Origin of the sequence: Aquabacter sediminis (assembly GCF_028863665.1) — a bacterium.
GTDB lineage: Bacteria > Pseudomonadota > Alphaproteobacteria > Rhizobiales > Xanthobacteraceae > L1I39.
The window spans coordinates 597,465-613,161 of the sequence record NZ_JARBFX010000001.1 but is presented as its reverse complement, the minus strand read 5'-3'; the positions used below and the strand labels follow the sequence as shown (position 1 = coordinate 613,161).

Below are 15,697 nucleotides of genomic sequence, written 5' to 3'. Positions count from 1 at the left end.
CGAGCCCTGTGCGATGGCTTCTGTCTGGTTTCTATTCCGCGGGGGCGTCACTGCGCCGGCTTGGCCGCCTCCGCGCCACCCGCCCCCTTCACCAGGAAGTCGTTGAGGTAGCGGTTCCCGAGCCCTCCGCCGATGGTGTCCGGTGTCTTCAGTGCGGTGTCCGGCGCGGACTGCCCCTGGAGCGTGCGCCCGACGACGCTCTCCGACGTTACGTGGGCCTTTTCTTGCGGCTCCCACCGGAGCCAGGCGGCCGATCCCACAAGGAGGGCAACGACGCCGAGGCGGAAAAGGGTGTCGGAGCGGATCATGGTGTGTCTCCTGTATCGACGCGGGATGCGCTGTTTGCTGGAGACAGGAATGGCTCAAGTGCCCTTCGTCGCACTATTGCGCGCCGTTGCGCCGTGTTGCGGATGAAGGCTGGCGGGGAGAGGCATCAAGAAAAGGTAAGGTCGCGCAATATCGGCTTTGGCCGGTGGCAGGGAGAAGAGCGGCATCGTCAACGCGAGGCCGAACATGTTCTCCCGTCGCCTGATCCTGTCTTTTCTTATCCTGTCGGGAGCTTACAACACGGCGAACGCCGACAGCAAACCGTCCCTGCCGGCCGCGCTCATCGTGCGGCCGCGCCTGCCAGCCGCGCCGCTCTCGGCGCATCTCGATGCGCTTGCGCCTCTTGTCTATGCCGCAGAACTGGGGCTCGGGCTTCAGAAGGCCTGGCGGCTTTTCCCGGCCGATGTGGAAACGCGCATGCGCTCCACCCTGGCCTGGGCGGACGATGCGCTCGCACGGCCCGGCTTCGTCGAGGTGCGTGCGAAGACGCTGCGCGCCTCTCGGCGGACCGGCACCGAGGCCGCCATGCGGCTCTCCTCTCGCGGCAGGGAGAGCGAGGAGGTCAGCGCCGCCATTGCGTCCATCACTTCCATCTTTGCACGGGAGGGCCATGACAGGTGAGTATCAGCCTTTCAGCCAGTATTATGCGCGTGCCTCTGTCCGATCGTCTTGCCTGGAGGTTTCCGTGCCCGAATTAAAGACATTCCCCTTTTACGTGCTGTGCGGCGTGACCCAGGGGTGGTGGCTCCGGATCCCGCCCTTCGGCCGGTTCGAGGTTGTGCCGGCCAAGGGGACCGTTCCGGTCTGGCTGACTGGACTTCTTGAGGCGTCCGGGCCGGCCTACCTCGCTCATCTCACCTGCCCTTTGTGGGCGGTGATCGAGCTGGATGTGGATGATCATGCCAAGCTCGATCTCATCAAGGATGGGACCCTTTCGGAGCGGATCGTTCGTTTCCGCTCCGGCTTCGTGGTCTATCGCGGCGACCGGCGCACCGCCCTTGATGTCTTCACAACCATGACATCAGGCGCCGCCGCATCGTCGCCCCTGCGCAGCCTGCAGGACAAGACGGGGGTGGCCCGGACTGGTGATTACGGGGTCGCCATGGCGGGGGACGAGGGATTTGCCGAGGCGGGACGCTATGGAAGCGCCGAATGCGGTGCGTTCGGCGTGGCGATGGCGGGGGAACGAGGTACCGCGCTGGCCGGGTCCCATGGGCTTGCCGTTGCGGGAGATGGCGGTGTCGCTAAAGCAGGAAATGGGGGCGTGGCGGTCAGGCGGGCTGGCAGCGGCGGCATGGCAGAGGTTGGGGACAGCGGCGGCATGGCAGAGGTTGGGGACAGCGGGGTTGCCATAGCCCAGGAGGCCGAATGTGCCGTCAAAGGGGGCCGCGGATCGGTGGTGGTCTTGCAGGTTGGCGGCCAGATGTTCGTCGGGCCGGAGGGGATTGGGGTGGCGATCATGCCCGTCAAGACTGTCGTCGTGAGCGATGACGCTCTCGCGATCCATCGCCCTCCGCTTGAGCCCGGCACACTTATATGGCTCGGGCGAAATGCCACCCTGATCTTCCGGGAGCGCTTCGCGGGCCAATGGAGGGGCGCCAGGTCCATTTCGACAGAGTCCGAAGAGGTCCGCGCCGGCGCGGTTTACGAATATACCGAGCGCGGTTTTCGCCTTATCCCGGATCTCACGCGCAGCTATTTCGATAGCGTTGACGAGCTTGAGACGGAGTATTTACCGCCGGATGACAGCCCAAAGCCCTCCGTAGAGACGAAGGACTTCCCCTTCTTCGGCACGCAACGTCCCTGGTGGGACGAGGCGTTCTCCCATGATTCCGAAGCATTCATTCTCAAGGAAGCAATCGGAGAGGCGGACCTTGTCGTCCTCACCCGCGCCATTCCGGATGCCGACCTGAAGGCGGGGCGCACCGATGGCGGCTGGTGGCTCGGCGCGCCCTGGGGCCAGGGAGACGCCGGCTTGCAACCTGGCGCGCCGTGCGCGCTTGTCCGGGTGGAGGGCGCCCACGAGGTGTGCCAGGAACAGGGCGGTGTCGTCGCATTCCGCTCGGGTACGACGCTCTACCGTGGCACCTTGCGCGGCGCGCTCGCCGTCCTCTGTGCCCTTGGCAAGGACCCGCAATGGGGATCTCGCGTGGCGTTGGCTAAACGGGGCGAAACCGCCCGAATTCCGGTCGGCTTCGTGGAGGTCCCCAAGCCTCCCGAGATGGTGGACGAAACGGAACGCCCTCCCCTCGATAAGCCGGACGTCGTTGTGTTGCGGGGGGACCGGGCCATTGGGGCGCAACCCTCCCTTGCCATCGCGCGAGAGTACGGCTGGGCCATCTGCGGTGGAGAAGCGCATGCGGCATGGGGGGGCATGGCTTGTGCCTTCGGGCACGGTGTGGCGTACGCGTACGTGAAGGGCGTTGCCATCTGCGAAAGCGGCCGCGCTGTTTCGGATCACTACAGTAGTATCGCCTGGAGCAGATTGGTCCCCGGCGACGAGGTCGGCATTCACGGGGGTATCACAGGCGGGCAGGCTGTTGCCGGGCCGCGCGGCGTCGCCGTCGCAAGCCGGGACGGCGGTTCGGCGACCGCCACCGGACTCAGAGGGGTTTCGGTGGTGATGGCCGCGGGTGTCGCGGTATGCGGCGGTGCGGGCGTCGCCATCGGCGCCGGCAAGGGTTCGGTCCAGGCCCAAGGTGGCAGGATGTCCGTGGTGGTGGCCCGGCATGGGCGCGTCAGAGGCGATAAGTATGCCTTGCTGGTTGCGCGGGATGAGCGCAGCGGGCAATGGGTTTGTGGTCTCGTGGGGCAGGACGGCATCGCGCCGAATGTTGATTATGTCGCCCGTAATGGACGCCTGGAGCCATGGTTGGTGTCCAAGACCGCGTCTCAGCAGCGCAGACGCCGGTGGCTCCATTAGGTTTGCGAAGCAAGCGCCGGCAACGGGCGGCAATGGCTGCAAAAGCACGGAGCCGCGAGTGTCACGTCACACGAACGGAGATCGTCCCATGAAGCGCATCATTCCCGCCACACTGCTGCTGCTCGCCGCCGCATCGGGCGTGCAGGCCCAGGAGGTCAAGGGCAATTTCCAGGATCTGCGCATGGTGATGCGCCTCACCATGGGGGTTGCGGGTGACCTCAGCGGAATAACGCCGGAGGAGAGCAACCGGCGCGCCGACTATCTCCTCGGCTTCGCCACGTCCTTCTTCCTGCGTTGTCCGGGCCTCACAAAGGCCGAGGAGGACGCCTTCGGCGAGCGCATGAACCGGCTCGTGAACGATCCCACAAAGCAGCAGATTGTCGCCACGCAGATCCGGCCCGGCATGCTTGATGGCAAGGCCTTCTCGGAAATTTACGGCTGCTCGGACAGCAATTCCGGGGTGAAGAACGCCCGGGAATTGCTGGTCGATTATGTGCGGGACATCAATAGGTACGTCAAATGATCGGCCCGCTCACGGGACCTCGACGGAATATTCCGCGCCCCAAGCGGTGAGACTGTCCGGGCGGCGCTTTTGCAGGCGCCGGAGATTGGTGAGGAAGCGACTCGTTTCCTCCTCGGTCAGACCGGCGGGCGCGGGATTGGCGCCGCGCGGGTCCAGCAGCGGCTGGATGGCGGGGTCCCACACGAGGATGGAGGTGGCGATGAAGCGCCCCTTCACCGGCAAGACGGGGAAGGCATCCGCCATGAGCGGCAGGGTTCCGTCCTCCAGACGCGGCTGGGATGGCGCCGGCATCCAGCGCAGGGTTTCTCCCCACGTGAGATCCCAGCTGCGCTGCCCGGCCGGGCGCGGATCGCGGACCAGGAAGGTGTAGGCCATGGCGGGTTCGCGATCGATGCCGACGACAGCGAGGCGGCCCTTATGCTTGCCGGGCACGAACACCACGGGGCCCTCATCGTCCGACGACACGAACGGCTCGAAGAACCGGCCCATCGCATACTGCTCCACCACCAGGCGGGGCATGCTGGTTGAGGCCGGCGCAGGGGTGATCTCCTGGAGCAGGGCGTCCTGCGCGCGGTCGAGGGCTGTGGCGTCCGTCACCGCGCCTGCCTCGGCGATCCTGCGCGCAAAATCGTACACGTTGCCGGACAGGTCGGCGGGCGAAAGCCCCTCCGTGCCAAGCGGTGCAAGACCCCGGCTCTTGCGCGAGAGGTCCAGGCGCCGGTTGATGAAATCCGCCAGCACGTCGGCGATCTCGGCCGAGCAGCCATAATCCCCATACAGCAGCTTGGAGAATTTCTGCGCCCCGTCGCGCCCCTCGCCGAAGATGACGGAGCCGATCTGCGCGTCGGATTGCGGCACGCCGATCAGTTCCCGGAACAGCCGCCATTTCAGGTACAGGTTGGGTATGGTCGCCATGGTCTGACCGGCTCGCATTGAAACCGGCGCAAAAGTGCGACGAACGCGCGGCCATGTCCAGCCAACGGACCGCCTGCAACATCGCGCAACGCCCCGCAATGCCGTCCAGGCGAAGGCGCCGGTACACCTCTCCCATCGGATCCGCCGCGGATCCACCGCACCGGGAGATGAAGCCATGAAGACCTTCGCCGCCGCAGCTTTCGCCGCCCTCGTCCTGGTTTCGGGCACCGGCGCCCAGGCGGAAGACGCCGGGAAGAAGATCGTCGTCAAGAACCGCCAGATGATCGTCGCCATCACCAGCGGCAAGCTGGAGGACGAGATCGTGGGCCGGCCGGCCATCATTCAGAAGAGCAACCTTGCTTACATCATCGGCATGACGCGCAGCGTGCACCGTGCGTGCGGCGTTCTCTCGGCCACGGACAGCGCCGCCCTGGACCGGCTGGACCAGGCCTACCGGGCGGAGAAGGTCAAGGACGAACTCGCGGCCGCCATGCAGGTGATGGTGGTGAGCGAGCTGGACAATGGCGCCTCCGACACCGCCGCCCTGCTCACGCGGTACGACTGCCAGGCGCTCCAGCGGTTCAATCTCACCGGACCGCTCCTCGCCTTCTGGAACAAATATCTCGCCGTCCTGAAGGGCTGAGATCGAAACTCGAACGTGGAAAGGACCATCGCCGTGAAAATGATCCCGCATCTCGCCACCGCCTTGACCTTTGCTTTCGGTCTCGGGTGCTTCTTCCTCCCGCCCTTGTCGGCGGCCTCCCCCAAGGAGGAGGCCCGGCAGCAGGCCAATGCCGCGTTCGAGACGTTTCGCGCCAAGTGTGGATCGGACTATGTGGTGGCCATCGACGTGGCGCCGCCGCCAGCTGGCGGCTTCACCCAGAGCCTTTCCCCGGCGCCCGCAGCACGATCGTCCGGCCACACCATCTACGTCATGTATTCCGATGTGCGCCTGGATGGGCGGGAAGCGACCTCCGACATGGACCGCCGCAACGGCATCGAATGGAAGGGCGTGCTGACCTACAGCGCGGCGGCGGGCCGCCAGATCTCGGTGGGCAAGGATGGGACTCGGGGCAAATGGAGCGACTGGCAGCCGGTGGGCGCGGTCTACACCGTCTCTCTCGTTCTGAAGGATGGGACGTGGACCCGCAGTGTCGGTGAAATCCCGCTTGTCGCCGGGCTCGGGCGCTATGCGACGCTGCGCCGGCCCGCATGCTCCGAGGTGCCGCCGGGCTGAGCATCACTTCGCGGCAAAGGCGTCGAAGGCCTTCAACTCCCCGGTGATCAGGTCGTCGATCTGTGCCGGAGAGCCCGGGTCGCCCAGCGTGCCGGATACATAGACCTGCGGCAGAGCCGGGCCGAAATCCCGCACGGCTGCATTGCGCTGGCGCAGCAGGGCGGCGCGAACGGAGGAGTTGGCGATGCAGGCCTGCAGGTCGTCCGGGCGCCCCTTGATGGGATCGATGAGGCGCGAGAAGGCGGCGAGCCGATCCGCTGTGGCAGAGAGGTGAAGCCAGTCCTCCATGCCACTGAGAAGGAAGCCAAAGATCCGAAACCGTACCTCCGGATCCGCCGCGCAGGCGGCCACCTGCGCGGCCTGGAAGGTCCCATCGTCTCCATCGCGCCAGATGGGGCGGATCTCGAAGCGGACCTTCGCCCGTTCGGGAAACGCGCGCAGCAAGGGGCGCAACGTGTTGTTGAGGAACAACCGGCAGTCGGCGCAGTCGGCGGCGAGGAGCGCGGTCACATGCACCGGCGCATCGGCGTCACCGTTCAGAAAGGTGAAAGCGGGCGCCGCGCCTGCCTCCAGCTTCGCCTCGGTCCAGGCGCGGCTCAGCTCAAAGCCGGCCCTCTGTGAGATTTGCGGGAAGGGAAGCCGCTGCTCCACGATCTGCCAGAGCGCGACCGCGCCGGAGGGGTCGCGAGTCGCGGCGGGACCATAGCGCAGGATCTGCGCGCGCAGATCCAGGGCCACCGGATCGTTCGCCAGCTGCGGAGTCTTCAGCAGCTTCAAAGCCTCCTCCAGGTCGGGCTTGATGTGCGCCGCATCCGTGGCAGATCCCCTCCCGAAGGCAAAGAGGTGCGCAAGGGTGAGGGTCGCGCGGGGATCGCCATCGGCGCTCAGACGGCGCAGCAGCGAGATGGCCGCCTCCGAGTCCGGTCCCGGACCACCCCGGTCGGAGAGATAATAGCGCGCCATGTCCGCCACCGCCGGCGGAAAGCCCTGGGCGGCGGCCTGGGACAGGAGGTCGAGGGCGCGTGGCGACGGCGGCCCTGCGGGATCGCCCCGCCCGTCCGACTGCATCTGCAACCGCGCCTTCCAATAGAGTCCGGGCGTTCCGTCATCCTTCGCAGCAATGGTCATGAGCTGAAGGCGCTCGGCATCCGAAAGCTGGAGCTCGGGATCAGAGGCCGCCTGCGTCAGCAGTTCGTCCGCTGCCGCCGGGACGCCGGCGAAGGCCGCCTTGCGCAGCCATGCCCGGTAGCGCGCCAGGTCTTCGATGCCCGTCAGCAATCCGCCGCCGCCCCGATAGGCGGCCGCAGCACCATAGGCCGTCTTCCCGCTGGGATCGGACAGGTCCGCTTCCCGCAGTGCCGCCTCCACGCCGTCATCGCTCGCCGCCGGCACCCGACCCGGCCGTGTGGAGTTGAACTGCCGGGCGATGATGCGTGCGACGATCTTCGCCGCCAGCACCCCCTTGGCGCCGGCGGATTCGAGGTCGCGCACCATATCGGCAAAATTGACGTTCAGGTCCGCGAGACGATCCCCGAGGGTCCAGGCGAGCAATTGTCCGCGCGGCAGATCCGTGGTGCCCGCCCGCCCGCCGAGGCTGCGCGCTTGCGCCATCAGGTGCTGGCGCTCCGCGCCTTGGACCTTCGAGGCTTCAAGGTTCGCCTCCACGGCCTTCAGGGCAAGGGCCTTGGGATCTCCGTCCCGGAAACCCGCCTCCACGACGCTCCACTTGCCCGCGTTCCGTACCTTCTCGATGTTGCCTTCATCGTCCAGTTCCAGGCACCAGTCGCGCCGTGTCAGGCCATATTTGTCGGCCGGCCCGTCCCATGGCGGGGCACAGGTGAAGTCATACAGGGCTGGATCGAGCAGGTTCGCCCGCAGCAGCAGGCCGGTCCGCGTCTCCGGATAGAGCGAGAACCACAGCGCCACGGCCCCCAGCATCACGGCCGCCGCCGCGCCGGCAAGAGTCCTCAGCAGGATTTGCCGGCGGCTGAGGCGGTAGGGCCGCTTGCTCCAATCCTGTAGCCGCGCCTCGTCCTCCGCGGTCAGGGTAAAAGGCGGCAGCAGGCCTTCGCGATAGAGGGCGACGGTCTGGGTATTTCCGGTCCACAGCGCCACCTTCGCCGCCACCGTGTCGAACACATCCTGAATCCGCGTGCCGGGTTTCAGCAGCTGCGGCAGTTCCTCCGTCAAAGCGATGGCGAACGGGCTGTGCCCGCCCCAGCCATCCTGCGCAGAAGCCATGGCGGCGGTGGAATAGATAAGCTCGGAGGGACGGGGCAGCTTGGCCGCGGCGAGCCCTTCGGTCGCCGAGACCGCGTCCGCCAGGTCCCCCACATAGGTGTTGCGGCACGCATCAAGGACGATGACGGTTGCCTTGTGGGCGCAGCGGCCGAGCTCCCGGGCGATCGTGTCAAGTGGCACCGCCCGTACGGAAAGATGGCGGGCGGACGAGATGTCCGCGCCGACGGGGATCAGGAAATTGACACCGTCGGCCTGGAGGCCGTGCCCCGCATAATAGACGAAAGCGACAGCAGACGGTCCAGCCGCGTCCACGTCGTCGGCGAAAGCGATGATCGCCTCCTGCATATGGGCGAGGTCCGCATTCTTCAGAAGGCGCACCGTGAAGCCGAGCCCTTCCAGGCCCCAGGTGATTTCTTCGGCATCGCGTACCGGATTTGCCAATGGCTGACGATGGTAGCGTCCATTTCCGATCACCAGCGCCAAGCGGGCGTCGGGGGCCGCCTGAGGCTGAATTGGACCATCCCCTATCGCCGCTCCCGCCTGCGTCGCGCCGGGCGCACGCGTGCCGCCGTTCGTAGGGGCGCTGTCGGGGGCGTCAAACCATAGATACTGCATTCAGCACCGATATGTCCTCGGCGGCTTGGCCTTGCCGAATGCCTCAGTTTGGCCAATGGACGACGCGCCAGCAATCCGTATCAGCGGGGGCCTTGTTCCTCATTCAATCCAGAGATCGCTTAGGATGAGCAGAGCGCTTTTTTCACCTTACAGCGGCTAGTGTTCGCTCGAACGCATCCGCTGGGGGAGGCGCCGCATGCTGCGACGAGCGGACTGGGCGAGGAAACGCACCCTGAATGCACAGAAGCGCATCACTATGGCCGGGGCCTCGTCGAGCGAGCCGTAGCCGTGGGACTTACCCTCCATCTCGCGAGTGTCCGCTTTCAGGCCGCAGTTGTCACCAGATCAGTGGCCGGCCTGGGCGGCGCTTTGCTGACAGGCGGCTCCGGGGCCGTCTGCTGACTGTCGGCTTTTAGCTGCAGCCTTGGCTGTGGCTGCCATTCCGCGGCCGACCTGAAAGCCGAATATCCACTCTCAGCCCCAGCGCCGGAGCGGCACGGTGTTCCGTGTGTCGAAGCGGGCGTCCCCCCAGGTTGGATGAGTGCCGCCGCCTCATATCCAATCGGGGCGTCCGCCGCCTTTCAGATGGGGGGATGCCGTCAAACAGCACGTGGGCTTTGAACCGCCCCGAAATTTCTAGACGCCCTCGGCTTTGGCTTTGTGCTCTCGTTCGAACTCGATGAGTGACAGCGTCCCGATACGTGCGTGCTTGCGGGTGGGGTTGTGGAACATCTCGATGTAATCGAACACGTCCCCGCGTGCCTCGCCGCGCGTGCGGTAGACCTTGCGGCGGATGCGTTCGCGCTTGAGCAGGTTGAAGAAGCTCTCGGCCACCGCGTTGTCATGGCAGTTGCTACGACGGCTCATTGAGGGCTGCCGATCGTGGTGTTTCAGGAACGAAGCCCGCTCCATGGCGGTGAACCGGCTCCCCTGATGCGAATGCACCAGAACGCGCCCCTTCGGCTTGCGTCGCCAGACGGCGGCCAGCAGCGCCTGAAGCATTGGTCGTCTGCCGGGCCTGCATGGAGCAGCCGACGACGCGGCGGGAGAAGGGGTCGATCACGACCGCCAGATCGGCGAACCCCTTGTGGGTGCGGATATAGGTGATGTCGATCACCCAGGCCTCGTCAGGTATTTGCCTCAAAATTTAGGGAAGAAGGCGTCCAGGAAACTAGGGGCGGTTCAGAGTTCCCTCAGCCGCCCCCTGCGTTTTATCGCCGAGGCACAAGTCCGCTTGTCACTGGCGTCCCGAGGCGCGGCGATGCACCCGCTTGCCATCAGCTGAAGCTTGTATGTCAGCCCAGCCCACCGTTCGCGAAGACCGTTTGAGCGTCGATCCAGGCCCCGTCCTGCGAACACAGAAGGGCAATGACGCCGGCGATGTCATCCGGCCGGCCCAGGCGGCCGAGGGGCGTCTGTTCGGGAATTCCGCGAAGTGCTTCCTCGCCGTGCTGCCGGAGGAGTTGCGTGTCCACGGCACCGGGCGCCACGGCGTTGACCGAGATGTTGCGGCCGGCCAACTCCTTCGCAAGGACGCTGGAAAAGAGCACCTGGGCGCTTTTTGTGGCCGCATAGGCACCCGTCGCAGGTGGGGGCGTCTTAATGATGCTCGAGGCCAGGCTGATGATGCGGCCGCCGTCACGGGTGCGTCGCGCTGCCTCGCGCAAGACGTTGAAGCTGCCTTTGACATTGGTGGCCATCATGCGATCGAAGGCCGCGTCGGTCATCTGGGCGAAGGGGCCGACATTCATGATGCCAGCATTGTTGACCACCACGTCCACGCCCCCGAAAGCCCGCTCGTTGGCGTCGAACAGGGCCTTGACCGCTGCGGGATCGGCGACGTCGGCCTGCCGAACAATGGCGCGCCCCCCGGCCGCCTCGATGTCGGCCACCACACGGGCGGCGAGATCTCGGTTTGTGAGGTAGTTCACGGTCACGGCAAAGCCCTCGCGCGCCAGACGCTTGGCGGTCGCGGCGCCGATGCCCCGCGACGAGCCAGTGATGACGGCCACCTTGCCGGCGCCAGGCAGAGCGGTTGGCCGGGTAGCGCCCGACTGGGCTGAAGCCGTGCTGCCCATGGCGAGAGTTGCGGGAGCGGCGGCCGCAAGGGTCAGGAAGGTGCGGCGTGAGGTGTCGGTATCGGACATTCGATGATCCTTTTTTCCATACGGGGCTGTGGTTGGGGCGCGGCCTTCCGAACGATTGGCGTGCCTGGGCCGAACGGCGGCTGATCGAGCCGGTGACGTCAGTGCCGTCGCAGCGAAGCCGCGATGCGCCCGTTTGCGATCAGCAAGGCGCCACCCGTGAGGAGGCTCGCGCACGGGACAACCAGCAGCCCGAAGCCAAGGCCATTGGGGGCCTGCGCCGCGGTTACCGCATCGCTGACCATGCCGACGATGAGAGGACCGAGCGCGGGGCCAAGGAGCCCGGAGCCGATCATCACGAGGCTGGAGGCCTGCGCCTGCCGGCCTTCGCCGGCCACGAGATGGGCCGCGCCGAAAGCCCATGGCAGCATGAACGAGAAGGACAGCATCCCCGGCACCAACAGGGCGACGGACAACCAGCCGACCGGTGCGAACAAGGCCGCGCTCGTGGTCGTGCTGGCCATCAGGAAGAGAATGGCGGGCGGTCCGAGCACTCTCCCGGTGCCTGAGCTCACCGCGCGGTCGAACCAGCGTCCCCCCAGGAGCGTGCCGACAATGCCCATCAGGCCTTGCAGGAGACCAAAGGCCAGTCCCACCTCGCTGGCGCTGAAGCCATGCGTGCGGATGAGAAACGGAGCGGAGAAGGCGTAGAAGGGAGCTGCGGCGAAGCCGACGCAGATTGCTGCGATGAACAGCCAGCGAAACGCCGGGGAGGCCAGCAATCGCCGGCAGGATCGCAGGAACGGTTCGCTATGGGCGGCGGTGCGCTGAAGCGTCGGGGTCGGCCCCGGGACGAGAAAGGCCAACAGCCCCACCAGACCGCCGATGGCGCCGGCGCCGATCATCGCGGTGCGCCACCCCAAAGTGTCTCCAATTGCGCCCCCGGCCGCGAAACCGACCATAGTGCCGAGCGGGATGCCCATAGCGAAAAGTCCGATCGCCAGGCCGCGACGCTCAGGCCGGATCTTGCGGGCGATCAGGGCGTGTCCGGCGGGCACTGCGCCGGCTTCTCCGAACGCGACGCCAAACCGCGCGAGCGCCAGCAGCAGGAAGCTTGCGGCAAAGCCCCCGAGCGCCGTCATCGCGCTCCAGAGTAGAATGCACGAAACGAGGACGATGCGGGGAGAGCCGCGATCTGACGCCCGGGCCAGAGGCAAGGAGAGGAGCGAATAGCAGACCGCGAAGGCGAGCCCTGTCAGCAAGCCCATCTGGGTGTCGCTCAATCCGAGGTCGGCCTTGATGGACTCGGCCAGAATGAAGGGGAGTATTCTATCGATCTGGGAGAATGAATTGATCAGAATAAGAGTCGCACAGATCGCCAAATAACGCCATCCGTGCACGTATTCGTGACATTTAGTACCTGATGAGATTTGTGATGTTTTTTGTATCTCTATTGACCTCGCGTCGGATTCTGTCATGTTTGACGCACTCCTCGCTTGGTTCGCAATCTCAAGCTAGATGGAGTTTCTGATGATCAGAATGCCGGAAGCCGCAAAAAACTTGCCTGATCCTGCAGGCGCCGATAGGCTGCCTCTTAACGGTCGCGTGCTGCGCTGGCCTCTCAACCCGCCGGAGGTGCGTGTGCCGTCATCGCTTCTCGGGGCAGTGACCGCCTATATCGAGGGCCAGGGCGGGGGACAGGGCGTGTTCCCGACGCCCATCGGCAGCTTCAATATCGTCCGCTCCTTCAAGGAGAGGATGCGGATGCGACAGGTCTACAAGCCGTCGCTTTGCGTCGTGCTCCAGGGGGCGAAGGAAATCATCGTTGGGGAGGACACGCTTCGCTACGGAGCGATGGAGTGTCTGGCTGTCGGCATGACGCTGCCGGCGACCGGCCACATCATCGAGGCAAGCCCGGATGCGCCCTATGCCGGCCTAATGCTGGAGCTGGACGTGGCGATGATCCGCGACGTGCTTGAGCAGCTCGAAGTGCCCCCGGTGCCCGCCGTTTCCGGACCATGCCTGTTCGTGCGGCAGGTCGACGATCCTTTGGCGGAGTGCGTTCTGCGCCTGCTGCGGATGTGTGAAACGCCCAAGGCTTTCCCCATCCTGTTCCCCTCCATCATGCGCGAGATCTGCTACTGGCTTTTGACCGGCCCGAATGGCGGCGAACTCTGCAAGCTGGCTGAACCGGAATCGAATGCCGCCCGGATCGGCAAGGCCCTCCATCTCATCCATGAGGATATGGCCCGGACGCTGCGGATGGAGGAATTGGCGGACGTGGCGCGCATGAGCCTTTCCTCGTTCCATCAGCACTTCAAGGCCATGACTTCGATGACGCCGCTGCAGTTTCAGAAGCAGCTGCGCCTCCTTGAGGCCCGGCGCCTGATGGTGATGGAAGACGCGAATGTGACCGAGGCAGCCTATCAGGTGGGCTATGAAAGCGCCTCCCAGTTCAGCCGCGAGTATTCCCGGATGTTCGGCGTCGCGCCGAAGCGCGACGTGATGAACCAGCAGCGCCTCTACAGCGAATATGTGGGCCGCAGGATGCAGAGTGCGTAGCTGCCTCGCCATGCTTTGGGAGGGACGCACCGGGTGTGGGCCCCTGCAGGCATCGCCATCTGCAGGATCAGGCACATTTCCTGAAGGTTCGGGCATTCTGATCCTTGGGCCCTCCATTTAGCTTGGATCTCAGGTCGTCCGCCTGCGCGTTGCCGGTCTCCTTCGAACAAGGATGGCCGCCGGAAGATCCGCGTCGGGCCGAACCTCTCAATGCCCCCAGATCCGAGGTCTGTATGCTTTCGCTCATTGAAGATGTCTTTGAGAAATTCCTGGCGGATGATGACGGGCAACCCGTCGTCATGCTGAACCTCCTGCGGTTCCATGAGGATGGTGGTCGGGAGCGATATGCCGACTATCTCGCTGCCGCCACGCCCATCGGAGCCCGCTTCGGGGCGCAGCTCGTCTATGTGGGCCATGGCCTCCCGGCTCTCTCGGCCGAGCAAGGGCAGACCTGGGACGCGGTGGCGCTCGTGCGCTACCCCAGCCGCCAGGCGTTCGCTCATATGGTGGCGGATGCCGACCACCGGGACAAGGCCGCCCCCTTGCGGGAGGCGGCGCTGATTGAAGCCGTGTTGCAGCCGCTCCAGGCAGCTTCCTCCTGACGGTCAGGAAAGAACTTCCGCATGCCAAACAATTGGACCACCAAGGATATGCCGTCCCAGCACGGTAGGACGATTGTCGTCACAGGCACTGGCGGCCTCGGGTTTCACGATGCGCTTGCGCTTTCGCGCGCCGGCGGCGACGTGATCATCGCCGGCCGAAATGCCCGCAAAGGAAGCGATGCCGTCGCCCGTATCAAGCAGTCGGTGCCCGGCGCCCATGTCAGCTTCGAGCCCGTTGATCTCGCAAGCTTAGCCTCTGTGGCCGCCTTCGGGCAGCGGTTGCGCGAGCGCCGGGAGCGGGTCGACACATTGATCAACAACGCTGCGGTCATGACACCGCCGCAGCGCAGGACGACAGCGGATGGCTTCGAATTGCAGTTCGGAACCAACTATCTCGGCCACTTCGCGCTGACGGCCCATCTGATGCCTTTGCTCATGCATGGGCAAGACCCGCGAGTGGTCACGCTGTCGAGCATCGCCGCGCGCAGGAATGCGGCGATCCATTTCGACGATCTGCAGGCCCAAAAGGCCTATGAGCCGATGCCGGTCTATGCGCAATCCAAGCTCGCCTGTCTGATGTTCGCGCTCGAACTTCAGCGCCGCAGCGACGAAGCCGGCTGGGGCCTGACGAGCATTGCGGCCCATCCCGGCATTTCGCGAACCGACCTTCTGCACAACGCCCCAGGACGATACAGCGCCCAGGGACTTTCTCGGTCGATCCTGTGGTTTCTCTTCCAACCGGCGGCGCAGGGCGCCCTGCCCACACTGTTCGCGGCAACCTCACCGGCGGCGCGGGGCGGCGGATATTACGGTCCCGACCGGCTCTCGGAGACTCGCGGCCATCCGTGCGAGGCGGCAATCCCGCCAAGCGCGTTGGAGCTGAACGTTGCCCGCCGGCTTTGGGACGTCTCCGAAAAACTGGCGAACGTCGACTTCATCGCCGCGGCGGCAACGCCTCTCCGCACCCAGCCGAGTGGCTCTCTGCGTGTTGCGGAGGGCTGAGGGATGCGACTTGGGCAATTCCATTGGCGCCATCTCTTCGCGGAGGATCGAGCATGCTGAACAAGTCGTCAGAGACCCTCCAGTTCTTTCGTGCCTGGATCTCCGAACCACTCAGGGTGGCGTCCGTGACGCCATCCGGACAAGCCCTGGCGGATTTGATCGTGTCGGAGGTTTCGCCCGAAGCCGGGCCCATCCTCGAACTGGGACCCGGAACGGGCGTGTTCACCCGCGCTCTGCTGGCGCGGGGCGTGGCCGAGGAGAATCTCGCGCTCATTGAATTCGGATCGGAATTTGCCGCGAAGCTGAACGCCGATTTCCCGCGTGCGAAAACGTTGTGGATGAACGCCGCACGCGTGCGCGATGTGGTGCTATTCGATGGCAGGCCCGCGGGAGCTGTCATCAGTGGCCTGCCGCTTTTGTCCATGTCGCCGCGCGCGGTCTATTCGATCCTGGAAGGCGCCTTCATGCATCTGCGCGCCAACGGTGCGTTCTATCAATTTACCTACGGCCCGCGCTGTCCCGTATCGCGTACGTTGCTCGACCGGCTGGGCCTCAAGGCCACCTATTTGGGCGGTACTTTCGCAAACCTGCCCCCGGCCGCCGTCTACCGCATTCAGCGGCGCAAGCACCTGCGTGTCCAAGACGCGGCCGTGGGCAGTCCCTGAC

General features: G+C 65.5%; 14 protein-coding genes and 1 pseudogene. 9 read left to right on the top strand and 6 right to left on the bottom strand.

Annotated elements, in window-relative coordinates; all coding sequences use genetic code 11:
* Positions 1 to 47 precede the first annotated feature (47 nt).
* A complete protein-coding gene (locus PV781_RS02815; RefSeq protein WP_274774096.1) occupies positions 48 to 308 on the bottom strand; it encodes a hypothetical protein in 261 nt (86 codons plus the stop codon).
* A 205-nt stretch (positions 309 to 513) separates the two neighbouring features.
* Here PV781_RS02815 and PV781_RS02810 point away from each other — a divergent pair, with 205 nt between their 5' ends.
* The 3 genes from PV781_RS02810 (at position 514) to PV781_RS02800 (ending at position 3,773) form a co-directional block, all read left to right on the top strand.
* Positions 514 to 948: a hypothetical protein gene (locus tag PV781_RS02810; protein WP_274774095.1), complete on the top strand. Its 435-nt coding sequence runs from the start codon at positions 514 to 516 to the stop codon at positions 946 to 948.
* Entirely contained in the window at positions 938 to 3,250 is a 2,313-nt protein-coding gene (locus PV781_RS02805; RefSeq protein WP_274774094.1) for a hypothetical protein, read from the top strand. Before PV781_RS02810 ends, PV781_RS02805 begins: the two co-directional genes overlap by 11 nt.
* An 88-nt stretch (positions 3,251 to 3,338) precedes the next feature.
* A complete protein-coding gene (locus tag PV781_RS02800; RefSeq protein WP_274774093.1) occupies positions 3,339 to 3,773 on the top strand; it encodes a hypothetical protein in 435 nt (144 codons plus the stop codon).
* A gap of 9 nt (positions 3,774 to 3,782) precedes the next feature.
* On the opposite strand, the gene PV781_RS02795 is transcribed toward PV781_RS02800, so the two are convergent.
* Positions 3,783 to 4,688, bottom strand: coding sequence for a hypothetical protein (locus PV781_RS02795; RefSeq protein ID WP_274774092.1), 906 nt, complete (start codon positions 4,686 to 4,688; stop codon positions 3,783 to 3,785).
* A gap of 175 nt (positions 4,689 to 4,863) precedes the next feature.
* Between PV781_RS02795 and PV781_RS02790 the strand changes: the two genes are divergently transcribed.
* Together PV781_RS02790 and PV781_RS02785 are read left to right on the top strand one after the other, a co-directional pair.
* Positions 4,864 to 5,331, top strand: a complete 468-nt coding sequence (locus PV781_RS02790; protein ID WP_274774091.1) for a hypothetical protein — start codon at positions 4,864 to 4,866, stop codon at positions 5,329 to 5,331.
* 33 nt (positions 5,332 to 5,364) lie between these two features.
* The gene (locus PV781_RS02785; RefSeq protein WP_274774090.1) at positions 5,365 to 5,925 is read left to right on the top strand and encodes a hypothetical protein; all 561 of its coding nucleotides are present in this window, start codon (positions 5,365 to 5,367) and stop codon (positions 5,923 to 5,925) included.
* Between the two features lie 3 nt (positions 5,926 to 5,928).
* Here PV781_RS02785 and PV781_RS02780 read toward each other — a convergent pair whose 3' ends face one another.
* The 4 genes and pseudogenes from PV781_RS02780 to PV781_RS02765 all read right to left on the bottom strand — a co-directional run bounded on the left by PV781_RS02780 (position 5,929) and on the right by PV781_RS02765 (position 12,343).
* A complete protein-coding gene (locus tag PV781_RS02780; protein WP_274774160.1) occupies positions 5,929 to 8,640 on the bottom strand; it encodes a caspase family protein in 2,712 nt (903 codons plus the stop codon).
* Between the two features lie 777 nt (positions 8,641 to 9,417).
* Positions 9,418 to 9,919 (bottom strand): annotated as a pseudogene (locus PV781_RS02775) (IS3 family transposase); the annotation flags it as partial.
* 157 nt (positions 9,920 to 10,076) lie between these two features.
* Positions 10,077 to 10,928: an SDR family oxidoreductase gene (locus tag PV781_RS02770; RefSeq protein ID WP_274774089.1), complete on the bottom strand. Its 852-nt coding sequence runs from the start codon at positions 10,926 to 10,928 to the stop codon at positions 10,077 to 10,079.
* A 98-nt stretch (positions 10,929 to 11,026) separates the two neighbouring features.
* Entirely contained in the window at positions 11,027 to 12,343 is a 1,317-nt protein-coding gene (locus PV781_RS02765) for an MFS transporter (RefSeq protein WP_274774088.1), read from the bottom strand.
* Between the two features lie 163 nt (positions 12,344 to 12,506).
* Here PV781_RS02765 and PV781_RS02760 point away from each other — a divergent pair, with 163 nt between their 5' ends.
* The 4 genes from PV781_RS02760 (at position 12,507) to PV781_RS02745 (ending at position 15,696) form a co-directional block, all read left to right on the top strand.
* The gene (locus tag PV781_RS02760) at positions 12,507 to 13,427 is read left to right on the top strand and encodes an AraC family transcriptional regulator (protein WP_274774159.1); all 921 of its coding nucleotides are present in this window, start codon (positions 12,507 to 12,509) and stop codon (positions 13,425 to 13,427) included.
* Positions 13,428 to 13,660: 233 nt separating this feature from the next.
* Positions 13,661 to 14,029, top strand: a complete 369-nt coding sequence (locus PV781_RS02755; protein ID WP_274774087.1) for a DUF1330 domain-containing protein — start codon at positions 13,661 to 13,663, stop codon at positions 14,027 to 14,029.
* Between the two features lie 21 nt (positions 14,030 to 14,050).
* A complete protein-coding gene (locus PV781_RS02750) occupies positions 14,051 to 15,031 on the top strand; it encodes an SDR family oxidoreductase (protein ID WP_274774086.1) in 981 nt (326 codons plus the stop codon).
* A 53-nt stretch (positions 15,032 to 15,084) separates the two neighbouring features.
* Positions 15,085 to 15,696: a class I SAM-dependent methyltransferase gene (locus tag PV781_RS02745; RefSeq protein WP_274774085.1), complete on the top strand. Its 612-nt coding sequence runs from the start codon at positions 15,085 to 15,087 to the stop codon at positions 15,694 to 15,696.
* Position 15,697 lies beyond the last annotated feature (1 nt).

Bases quoted from the DNA above. Each gene is read 5' to 3' on its own strand.
- PV781_RS02800 (WP_274774093.1), top strand. From the start codon at position 3,339: ATGAAGCGCATCATTCCCGCCACACTGCTGCTGCTCGCCGCCGCATCG.
- PV781_RS02805 (WP_274774094.1), top strand. From the start codon at position 938: ATGACAGGTGAGTATCAGCCTTTCAGCCAGTATTATGCGCGTGCCTCT.
- PV781_RS02815 (WP_274774096.1), bottom strand. From the start codon at position 308: ATGATCCGCTCCGACACCCTTTTCCGCCTCGGCGTCGTTGCCCTCCTT.
- PV781_RS02770 (WP_274774089.1), bottom strand. From the start codon at position 10,928: ATGTCCGATACCGACACCTCACGCCGCACCTTCCTGACCCTTGCGGCC.
- PV781_RS02745 (WP_274774085.1), top strand. From the start codon at position 15,085: ATGCTGAACAAGTCGTCAGAGACCCTCCAGTTCTTTCGTGCCTGGATC.
- PV781_RS02765 (WP_274774088.1), bottom strand. From the start codon at position 12,343: ATGACAGAATCCGACGCGAGGTCAATAGAGATACAAAAAACATCACAA.
- PV781_RS02750 (WP_274774086.1), top strand. From the start codon at position 14,051: ATGCCAAACAATTGGACCACCAAGGATATGCCGTCCCAGCACGGTAGG.
- PV781_RS02790 (WP_274774091.1), top strand. From the start codon at position 4,864: ATGAAGACCTTCGCCGCCGCAGCTTTCGCCGCCCTCGTCCTGGTTTCG.
- PV781_RS02810 (WP_274774095.1), top strand. From the start codon at position 514: ATGTTCTCCCGTCGCCTGATCCTGTCTTTTCTTATCCTGTCGGGAGCT.
- PV781_RS02795 (WP_274774092.1), bottom strand. From the start codon at position 4,688: ATGGCGACCATACCCAACCTGTACCTGAAATGGCGGCTGTTCCGGGAA.
- PV781_RS02755 (WP_274774087.1), top strand. From the start codon at position 13,661: ATGCTTTCGCTCATTGAAGATGTCTTTGAGAAATTCCTGGCGGATGAT.